The following is a 10,703-nucleotide window of genomic DNA, read 5'->3' as shown; positions in this document are numbered from 1 at the left end:
ATATCAATCATTCAAAAAATAATGTGAACGAATATAATCAGATATAATTGAGATAACCCTGACTAATAATGTCATTCACCTTTTTTATGCGATAGCGAATATTTGAACGAAGCCAGCTATCCTGAGTCCATTCATTATCAACCATCTCCTGCCCGAACAAATGTGATGCAATCTCCCGCTGGGAGTAGCCTTTATTCAGACTATCCATAATTCTTAGTAAGAATTGGTTATCCTCAGACAGTGATGAACATTTCGATTTATTATTAAGAACATCATTAATGATGTCGGTGTTTTGCTTTTTTCCGTTTAACTCAAGCGATATATAAATATATCTGTTAAAAATATTTTCAGTATCACTTCCGGGATTAACAAAAAACTGAAAATAACTATAATTATTAAATACTTTAATACAGTATATTCCATTTTTTAAAATGATCGTTCTGTAATCAATGTTCTCTTTCTTTAAGATATTCTCTATCGATAAATTTCCTTCGTGACTCAGCAATACCCTGAATGAGCGTTTGCTGAGCCCTTCCGCCCAGAAAACATTATCTGCTGTACACTCAGGATCGACATACCTTAACAACCCCCATTTTTTTTCCGCATTTATATCGGATGCCGTTTGTCTTTGCGGGTTGTGACAGTGATCTGTCCCGGATGTGTTGCAGTGTAATTTCCAGTCTTCCTCATACTCGGGAATTCGGCGCAAAAACTCCCATGCGATGTCGATACACCCTTTGATACCCATAACAATACCTCTGCTGAGCTGATACTATTTGAATATAAAGATAATTATATTTTTTTAACTAAATTGTAAGGTATAACATGATTATAACAGAGTAAATATATATAACTACATCAGGTAACCCGTAATGACAATATGATATTTCCGTGTAGACAGCATGTCACAATACAAGAGCATAAAATGACAACCAACATTAAAACACTTAATAAACTCATGAAAAAAAATGGATTATCGACAATATTACGGTGATTTTTTTATACTTACACGACATAAATTTAAGACAAATCCTTATATTTAACATTCCCTGTGAAATTAAATCACATTAAGATTCGTCCTCGTAAAATCTACAAGGTGATAATCATTATTTTAAATTTGTCCCTTTATTAAAAGCAGACTCCGATATTAGAGTAAAACGAAACAGGACGTTAATAGCGCGGGATGTGATAATGAATACAAGTGATCACGATATTTACGGTGTGGAATTCGACCCGATTTTCAGCGAGGTTGAGGCTATTTTGACTCAGTCTGAAGAATCAGCCAATCCGTTATCCGGAGAAGATGAACTTCCGCAGATTAACTGGATCACCATCTCAGAAAAAACCAGTGAATTATTATATCAGTATAAAGATCTGCGTGTCCTGCTGTGGTCATTACGGGCAAATCTGTATATTGACGGAATTTCATCATTATTCAGCGGAATAAAAACCCTGAATGAACTGATTGAAAATAACAGTGAATTACTCTATCCGAAATCAGAGGATGGTGATATCCGCAGCGGTCATGCTGCCGCACTGGGATGGTTATCCGCATCACAATGCATTTCAGAACTGAAGCTGACCAAAATCACCGCTGATCATCATTATACCCTGAATGATATCGCCTCCATCGACAGCGGCGAAATACGGGACAATTATGCCACATCACTGAGTGCTCTATTAACATCACTCACCAACAGTGATGATATCAATATCAGTAATATTTCCGGACATTTTTCATCGGTTATACAGTCACTTGATAAAATCGAAGAGTATGCCAACCACTATACTGACGGTTATATTCTCGACTGCAGCGCGTTAAAACAATTTCTGACACGCTGTATCAGCACTCTTAATCAGCTGGCCTCATTTTCGGATACTGATACCCATTCAGAACCACAGGAATCACTCTCTGACGGCAGTAATCCGGAAACACCGGTAACGGCATCATTAAGCGGACCGGTCAGAATGACTGATATTACCTTACGCTCCCGTCAGGAAGTCTTAATTATGCTGGACTGCATACTTGATTATTTTCAGCGTTATGAACCCAGCCACCCGGTTCCGATATTTATCCAGCGATCCAAACAAATGATTGGAATGGATTTCGCCTCAATCGTTGAAAAACTCCTTCCGGAGTCAGTCAGCACATTACAACAATTTACCGGAAAGTAATATTTCCTTTATTGCAATGAGGATTGTGAGATGGCCAAAGATATCAGCTCTCAGAAATTTATCGGCAGAAATAATGCACCCCGTGTGCAGATTGAGTATGACGTCGAGATTTACGGCTCGCAAAAGAAAGTTGAACTTCCGTTTGTCACCGGCGTTATGACCGATTTATCAGGACATCGCGCCGTTCCTCTGCCATCAGTGGAAGAGCGTCAGTTCCTCACTTTTGATCAGGATAATTTTGATTCCCGGATGCGGGCAATCCGCCCCCGTCTTGCCTTCTATGTTGAAAACATGCTCAGTGAAAATCCGGAAGAGCTGCTGGATATTGAACTGGAATTTGAGTCGATGGAAGACTTCGAGCCGGGCGCGATTGCCGCACGGGTCCCGCAGATGCAGAAACTGCTGGAAGCACGGGCACATCTGACGGATCTGATCACCTATATGGACGGAAAGTCCAGTGCGGAGGATGTGATCCGGCAGTTACTGGAACAGCCCGATTTCTTAGTCCGCCTGGCGAATGATGCGAAAGCCACTGTTGCCGCTGCCGGACCGGATATGACTGACGCGAACGGGGAGAACGACGAGTGAGCGAACAATTAACCCAAAGTACGAACGCTGCGGATAAGGCGGTATTAACCGCCCCCGCTGAACAGAGTGAGTTAGATATTCTGTTACAGCGTTCATTCAGACCCAGCACCACGGAAGCCTCTGTCGCCGTCCGCAGTGCCATCAATACCCTGGCGGAATATGCCAATTTCGGCAAAGTAAAAGTCAGCCGGGATGTGGTACTGACCATTGAATCCATGGTCGCGGAAATTGACGATAAATTATCCGCCCAGATGAACCGGATACTGCACAACAAAGAGTATCAGAAACTGGAATCCTCCTGGCGGGGACTCAGCTATCTTGTTGATAATACGGATGTCAGTGAAACCCTGAAAATCCGTGTATTAAATATCAGCAAAGATGAACTGTCCAAAACACTCCGCCGCTACCGGGGATCCGCCTGGGATCAGAGCCCGATCTTCAAAGCGGTCTATGAACAGGAATACGGCCAGTTTGGTGGTGAGCCGTTCGGTTGCATGATAGGTGACTTTGAATTTGATCACAGTAATAAAAGTGTCTCCCTGCTGACGGAAATTTCCAAAATTGCCGCAGCGGCACACTGCCCGTTTATTACCTCCGCCGCACCGTCCATCATGCAGATGAATAACTGGCAGGAACTGGGGAACCCGCGTGATATCGGCAAGATTTTCACCACACCGGAATATGCGACATGGCGGCGTCTGCGTGACAGCAACGACTCCCGCTATCTGGTGATGACCATGCCGCGTTTTCTCTCCCGTCTGCCGTATGGCGAGAAAACCAACCCGATTGAGGATTTCGCTTTTGAAGAAGTCGTGAATCCGTATGATGTCAATGACTTCAGCTGGACAAACGCGGCCTATGCAATGGGTGTGAATATCAACCGGGCGTTTGCGGAGTATGGCTGGTGCTCACGTATCCGCGGGATTGAATCCGGCGGGTCGGTGGAAGAATTACCGGCTTATGCATTCCCGTCAGACGAAGGCGGTTATGAGCTGACCTGTCCGACTGAAATTGCGATTTCCGATCGCCGTGAAAATGAATTATCCAATGCCGGATTTTTACCCCTGGTCTACCGCAAACATTCTGACTTCGCGGCCTTTATCGGCTCCTGCACACTGCACAAACCGGTCATTTATGAAGATCCGGACGCCACGGCGAATGCGAAATTATCCGCCCGTCTGCCGTATATTTTTGCCACCTGCCGGTTTGCGCATTACCTCAAATGTATTGTGCGCGACAAAATCGGTTCTTTCCGTTCACGGGATGATATGCAGGTCTGGCTGAATGACTGGCTGATGAAATATGTTGACGGTGACCCGACTATTTCCACGGAAGCCACAAAAGCAAAACGGCCGTTAGCCGCTGCTGAAGTTCATGTGGAAGATGTCGAAGATGATCCGGGTTTTTATAAAGCACATTTTTATTTACGCCCGCATTATCAATTGGAAGGTATGACGGTGTCATTACGCCTGGTCTCTAAATTACCTTCAAGTAAAGAAAATAATAAATAAAAGATTTATTGCTGAGCACGAATGAGTATCTGTTTTTCCATCAGGAGATACATTCTCAGGGACGAGAACATGATGTTTATATTTTATATCCTAAATATATTTAATTGTCGTAATATCAATGCAGGAGTGAATTAAATGACAGCATTAGTCGATTATTTTTTAAAAATTGAAGGTGTTGAAGGCGAATCTCCGGATCAGCAATATGGCGGCTGGATCCAGCTTCAGGCCTGGCAATGGTCAGAAGAGAACGCCGGACGCTGGGGTTTCGGCAGTGGCGGCGGCTCCGGGAAAGTGGAAATGAAAGACTTTGAATTCCGCATGGTCAGTAACAAAGCATCACCAAAACTGTTTCTGATGTGTGCGACCGGGGAACATATTCCGCAGGCAAAACTGGTGTGCCGTAAATCCGGCAACGGTCAGCAGGATTTTATGACCGTCACATTCAGTAACTGCCTGGTCTCAACCTTTAAAACTGTCGGTAATATGCCGCTTGATCCGCAAACTAAAGTGGATGCGGATACGGTACTGCCGACCGATGTTATCAGTCTGAACTTTGCCCGCATCGAAGTGGAATATAAAGAACAGAAAAATGATGGTTCTATGGGTGCCGTTATTAAAGCAGGCTATGACCTGAAGGCAAACGCCCGTATTTAACCGGCTGTAATACAGGAAAACTATGTCACGATTATTATTTGTCTGTAAGACGGATAAATAATGTATCGGGGTATGGTTTTCCCTTTACGGAAACTGAAATATGAAATCATCAGCGCCAATGTTATTTGATAAATTAAGTCTGAACAGACGAAGAATACATTTACCGCAATGGCGTGATGTTTTATTACGCGATATTGAGTTGTTATTAAATGATGCTGCACACAGCGCCTCATTAGCATTAGATAAAAAAACCTACTGTATGAATTCCGTGATTAATTACGGACTGCCGACACTCAGTGCGAAAGTGCCTGTCAATACTGATCCGATAGTGCTGGCAAAAAAAATACAGCAAATCATTGCCACATTTGAACCGAGACTGGATCCGCGCTCAATCCGGGTCACACCGTTTGTGAATAAAAATGAAACCTGGACCCTGGCACTGCTTTTCGACATTTATGCCAAAACCAATTTACCGGATGACGATCTGTCCGTGAATTTACGTATCGCCCTGGATTATTCATACGGCAGTGTCCGTGTCATCTGATCCGGCACACTAATCTGAACGACAGGATACCCTTATGCTGAGTGACCGTTTTCTGACATTATACAACGAGGAATTGCGTTTCCTGCGGGAGGAGGGGCTGCTGTTTGCCAAAGCCAATCCCCAGGTGGCACAGCATCTCGGCATGATGCCGGACGGCGTGCTTGATCCTTTTGTCGAACGTCTGCTGGAAGGCACCGCGTTTCTCAGCGCCCGCGTGCATGAGCGGCTCAATAATGAACAGCCGGAAGTGGCTATTCAGATGATCAACCGCCTCGCGCCATACTGGTTCACCCCGCTGCCCTCCATCGCCACCATCGCAGTGGAGCCGGATCTGACGTCCCCGCAGTGGCATTCGGATGTCACCCTGCCCCGCGGCAGTAAGCTGACACTTCACGATACCTCGCCGGGATTCCGCAATGCCACCTTTACCACCGGCCGTGATCTGAATATCCAGCCGCTGGTGATCGCGCATGCCGAATGCGCCACCACCCCGTCAGCACAACTGCCGCAGTCCGTTCTGCAATGCATGCAGGACGGCAGAGCGCACATCTCGCTGACGATGAACACACAGGGCGTTGTTTCATTATCTGAACTGAATTTCTCGCCGATGACACTGACGTTTGCGGGCGATGTCGTACACGCCAACCACCTGCTGACCGCTATCCAGAGTGATACGCTGAGGGTGATCCTGTGGTGCCGGGAGGATAATAAAACGCCGCACATGCATCTGCTGAACCCGGGACAGATCCGCCAGGCCGGATTACAGGCAGAAGATGCATTATTACCGGCTGTCAGCGGGGAATTGCCCGGCAGCCGCCTGCTGCGGGAATATTTTGCCGCCCCGTCCCGCTTTTTCAGTATTGAACTGCACGGCCTGATGCCGTTTTTACAGGCGGGCGATAAGTGCACGGAATTCAACATAATTTTTGTGCTGGATAAAACACCGGTCAAGTTAACCGGTAATGTCAGCAAGGACGATTTCCGTCTGTTTTCCACCCCGGTGATTAATTTATCGCGCCGCCGGTGCAGCCCGGTGCTGGTCAATGGCGAGCATACCGAATATCCGGTTATCGTCGATAAACTCAACCCCGGTCTTTATGAAATCCATCATCTGTTACAGGTGGACGGCCTGCTGGCAGATAAAGGCTATGTGCCGTTTTCCCCGCTGCACGGCTATGCACGCTTTGACGAACCGCCGGTTTCCGCCGGTTACAGCCTGCGCCGTGTCCGCCGGGTGACAGAAGACAAATATGACAGCGCACCGGCTATGCCGAAAGACAGCCTGTTTATCTCACTCTCCGCCGGTCCCGATAATTTTTCGCCGGACAGTGTCCGTTCCCTGAGCATTGAAGCACTGGTGTGTGATCGCCATCTGGATCCTGCCCGCCTGCAACAGCCGGTGTTCCGGCCGGATACCGCCCTGCCGGTAGGCCCGGTGGAAATCCTGCGCACGCCGTCCCGTCCGCAGGGCGTACCGTGCAGCACACAGGCGTGGAAAGTACTCCAGTTGCTCTCTGTCAATCCGCTGCGCTACGCCCTGCCGGATTTTCCGGATAACAGCCAGCTGCTCAGAGAATGGCTTTCCCTGTTCTGTCCGCCGGATGACAGCCGTCAGCAGCGCAGGATAGATAGTCTGCGGCACGCCGTTATTTCACACCGTTTTGAATGCAACCCGCTGCCCGGACCGCTCGCCTGGAGCCGCGGGGCTGAAATCAGCATCGATTTGCGCGGTAATCATCACAGTGACCGCGGTGCGTGGCTGTTTGCCCGTATCCTTCACCATGCGCTCGCAGAGTATTGCGAACTGGGGCAGACGCTGCGTATGCAGCTTAACGTTGATGGTGAACCGCTTGCACAATGGGAGCCGATTGATGGCAGATAAAACACCGCTCCGCATCAACGGCCTCAGCGCCAGGCAGGATTTTGCCGAAGTCATGCGCCGCATTGAACGGGTCAGCCCGGCGCTCGCGGCAAACGGCGTGGTACGCGGAAGCACCCCCGCCCGGCTGCGGATAATCCAGACGGCTGATACCGGATTCGCCCCGCGCGAAGTGGCGGATATCCGCCAGTCCGCCGATCCGGTCACCAGCGCCGCTGAAATTACCGTCTGGTGCCGCCATTTCGGGATGTTCGCCCCGTATGGTCCGCTGCCGATTCACATTACCGAGCATGCCCGTACCGAATTGCTGGCGCGCCGCAGTCATGCTTTCCAGGATTTCTCAGCGCTTATCAGCCATCGCCTGGCGCTGTTTTCCTACCGCGCACAGACACAACTGCATGTCGCGGCCGGCCATGACAAAAACAACAAGAATGCCTTTCAGCAACGGATGAATCAGGTCACCGGGATTTCACCGCAACTCTCTGCCGGTGACCACATTCACCGGCTCCGGCAGGCATTTCCCGGCTGCTACCTGCCCGGACGGAGCATCCTGAAAAACTTACAGTCACTGCTGACACACTATTTTGCCGTGCCGGTTACCGTTCAGGCGCGGCGGGGAATGTGGATTGATGATCCGCAGAATACCGCCAGCCAGAGAATGGGACGTCTCGGCAAAACCCGCGCCGGAAAACGGTTTTTTGATGTTGAACACAGCCTGTATGTGCAGATAGGCCCGGTGGGCAGTCAGCACTATCACCTGTTCCAGCGCGGCAGTGAACGTCTGAACGTTCTGGTGGCTATCTGCAACGATTTTGTCTCACACCGCCGGGTACTGGACGTGAAGCTGCTTATCCGGACTTCCCCTGATATGGCCGGTCACACCGGCAGCGGAAAACTGGGCCGCAGCGGCTGGCTGAAACCGGACGGGACAATCCGGATTCAGTCCCTGTATACCACCGCAGCCTGATGCAATTAACCCGATATGCAATGAAAGGATGAGTGTTATGCCCCTGATTGAAATTGATAATGAGAAGCTCAACGGGATCGATGCCTTCCCGCTCAGCTTTACCGCGCAGGAACATCTTTCGCAGGACCCGGTTTACCGCCTGACGTTTCAGGTACCGGATCCTGATCTGGATATCGGGGAACTGCTCGGTGAAAAGGCGCTTATTTCTGTTGAACAACCGGATCAGAGCCGCCGCACATTCACTGCCCGGGTGGTGGCCGGGGGTGATGAGGGGCAGCATCAGGATCAGTATGTTTATCATCTGGAACTGCGCAGTTGGTTATGGTTTCTGATGCAGAACCGCAACTGCCGTATCTTCCAGCACCGCAATGTACTCACCATTATTGAAGAGATATTTACCCGTTACAATGTGGCGGATTACCGCATTGAAACAGAAGGCACGTATCCGGATAAAGAGTACTGCGTCCAGTTCGGTGAAAGCGATTTCAGTTTTGTCAGCCGTCTGATGGAAGATGCCGGGCTCTGGTATTACATCGACCACAGTGACAACCGGGATGTCATGGTGATCACCGACCACCAGCAATTCAAACCGCTGAGTGACGGTTATGACTCACTGAGTTTCCTGCCGGACAGCGAAGAGCACCGGGCTATCCGCGAAGGTATCCAGCGCATCCGGCGTAACCGCCGGATACACGCCAGTGAAGTGGTATTGCGCGATTTCGATTTTCTCAAACCACGTCACTCCCTTCAGACGCAGGCGGAAGAAAAACGCCCGCATTTACAGGGTATTCCGCTGGAATGGTATGACTATGCCGCCGGTTATGATGATGTGCAGCAGGGCGAAGTGATTGCCCGCAAACGCCTAGAGGCATTCCGCTGTGAAAACCAGATTTTACAGGGTGAGAGTAATGCCACCGGCCTGAAACCGGGCCACACGTTTGAGCTGAATCAGCACCCGGATTCAACCCGTAACCGGGGATTTAAAGTGCTCGGCTGTGATTATACGTTTATCCAGGACGGGCCGGACAGCAGCAGTACCGGACGCAGAGTCTCCTGCCGGTTCCGCGCGCTGAATGATGATGAGGTTTACCGTCCGCTCTGCCGGACACCGCGTCCGCAGATCCCGGGAATTCAGAGCGCGACCGTGGTCGGTGCGCCGGATTCTGAGGTTCATACCGATAAATATGCCCGTATCCGTGTGCATTTCCATTGGGATCGCTACAAAACCACCGAAGAGGACAGTTCCTGCTGGATTCGGGTGATACAGGCCTGGGCCGGTAAAGGCTGGGGTGTGCTGGCGATGCCCCGAGTCGGCCAGGAAGTGCTGGTAACCTATATTGACGGTGATCTGGACAGACCGATGGTGACCGGTATTGTCTATAACGGCGAGAATCCGCCGCCGTATCAGTTACCGGAGCATATCAACTATTCCGGCCTGGTCTCCCGTTCTCTGCGTCACGGTATGCCGCAGCATGCCAGCCAGATCACCTTTGATGATAAACGCTACAATGAGCGGGTGATGATCCACGCCGAACGCGATATGCAGTATACCGTTGAGCGTAACGCCTCCTCCACCACCGGCCAGGATCGCTATGAGGTGGTGAAGCGCACCGCGACAGACTGGTTTAAAAATCATGTCTCTTATAAAGAGGTCAATTTCTCATTCACCGGTTTTAATTTCAGTGCCACCGGTATCAATGTCGGTCTGACCGGCCTGAGCATCAGTATGACCGGTGCCAGTATCGGCCTTACCGGTGTCAGCACCTCCTTTACCGGGGTGAGCACATCGTTTACCGGGGTGAGCACGTCCTTTACCGGGCAATCCATATCTTTCACCGGCAGCAGTGATTCCTCAACCGGCATCAGCAACTCCCGGACCGGGTGCAGCACCAGTATGACCGGTACCAGCAGTTCCATGACCGGCAGTTCACACAGCCTCACCGGTTTCAGCACCAGTATGACCGGCTGCTCCGCCTCCAAAACCGGCCAAAGCTACAGTGCCACCGGATCGAGTCTTTCCCATACCGGTACCAGTGTCAGCACCACCGGCAGCAGCACCTCCAGCACCGGTGTCAGTGTCAGTACCACCGGCAGCAGTACCAGTGTCACCGGGGTCAGTGTCAGCACCACCGGCAGCAGCACCAGTGTCACCGGAAACAGTGTCTCTGCGGTCGGCTCTTCCGTTTCCGCGACAGGAAGCAGCGTCGGGGTGAAAGGCAGCGATGTATCAGCCACCGGCAGTTCTGTCAGTGTGACCGGCAGTGATATTTCAGCGAAAGGCTCCGGTATCTCCGTCACCGGATTCTCTTTCAGTTATACCGGCGCCAGTTATTCCGATACCGGCATTGACCTGAAAACGGTCGGCATGCAGAGCAAAAATTAAAG

At 49.9% G+C, this 10,703-nt stretch carries 9 protein-coding genes; 8 read left to right on the top strand and 1 reads right to left on the bottom strand.

Going from position 1 to position 10,703, the window contains the following annotated elements; translation table 11 throughout:
• Window positions 1-37: 37 nt before the first annotated feature.
• Entirely contained in the window at window positions 38-748 is a 711-nt protein-coding gene (locus ACF8OF_RS05455; RefSeq protein WP_262859994.1) for a DNA -binding domain-containing protein, read from the bottom strand.
• Between the two features lie 443 nt (window positions 749-1,191).
• Here ACF8OF_RS05455 and ACF8OF_RS05450 point away from each other — a divergent pair, with 443 nt between their 5' ends.
• The 8 genes from ACF8OF_RS05450 to vgrG all read left to right on the top strand — a co-directional run bounded on the left by ACF8OF_RS05450 (window position 1,192) and on the right by vgrG (window position 10,701).
• Window positions 1,192-2,175: an ImpA family type VI secretion system protein gene (locus tag ACF8OF_RS05450; protein WP_262859995.1), complete on the top strand. Its 984-nt coding sequence runs from the start codon at window positions 1,192-1,194 to the stop codon at window positions 2,173-2,175.
• A 30-nt stretch (window positions 2,176-2,205) separates the two neighbouring features.
• Window positions 2,206-2,763: a type VI secretion system contractile sheath small subunit gene (gene tssB, locus ACF8OF_RS05445; RefSeq protein WP_025153560.1), complete on the top strand. Its 558-nt coding sequence runs from the start codon at window positions 2,206-2,208 to the stop codon at window positions 2,761-2,763.
• Complete coding sequence (tssC, locus tag ACF8OF_RS05440) at window positions 2,760-4,274, top strand: type VI secretion system contractile sheath large subunit (protein WP_262859996.1); 1,515 nt, start codon at window positions 2,760-2,762, stop codon at window positions 4,272-4,274. Before tssB ends, tssC begins: the two co-directional genes overlap by 4 nt.
• Window positions 4,275-4,409: 135 nt before the next feature.
• Entirely contained in the window at window positions 4,410-4,928 is a 519-nt protein-coding gene (locus ACF8OF_RS05435; RefSeq protein ID WP_025153562.1) for an Hcp family type VI secretion system effector, read from the top strand.
• A gap of 100 nt (window positions 4,929-5,028) precedes the next feature.
• Window positions 5,029-5,472 (top strand): type VI secretion system baseplate subunit TssE, encoded by a 444-nt coding sequence (locus ACF8OF_RS05430; protein WP_025153563.1) that lies wholly within the window; start codon window positions 5,029-5,031, stop codon window positions 5,470-5,472.
• Between the two features lie 34 nt (window positions 5,473-5,506).
• Window positions 5,507-7,354: a type VI secretion system baseplate subunit TssF gene (gene tssF / locus ACF8OF_RS05425; protein WP_392495960.1), complete on the top strand. Its 1,848-nt coding sequence runs from the start codon at window positions 5,507-5,509 to the stop codon at window positions 7,352-7,354.
• Entirely contained in the window at window positions 7,344-8,318 is a 975-nt protein-coding gene (tssG, locus tag ACF8OF_RS05420) for a type VI secretion system baseplate subunit TssG (RefSeq protein WP_262882121.1), read from the top strand. The genes tssF and tssG overlap by 11 nt, the downstream gene beginning before the upstream one ends.
• 37 nt (window positions 8,319-8,355) lie before the next feature.
• Complete coding sequence (gene vgrG, locus ACF8OF_RS05415; protein WP_025153566.1) at window positions 8,356-10,701, top strand: type VI secretion system tip protein VgrG; 2,346 nt, start codon at window positions 8,356-8,358, stop codon at window positions 10,699-10,701.
• The last annotated feature ends 2 nt before the right edge of the window (window positions 10,702-10,703 follow it).

This window comes from Morganella sp. TYF_1 (assembly GCF_043105645.1).
GTDB classification, from domain to species: domain Bacteria; phylum Pseudomonadota; class Gammaproteobacteria; order Enterobacterales; family Enterobacteriaceae; genus Morganella; species Morganella morganii_B.
The sequence above is the reverse complement of the archived record's forward strand: the minus strand, read 5'-3'. Positions and strand labels throughout refer to the sequence as shown.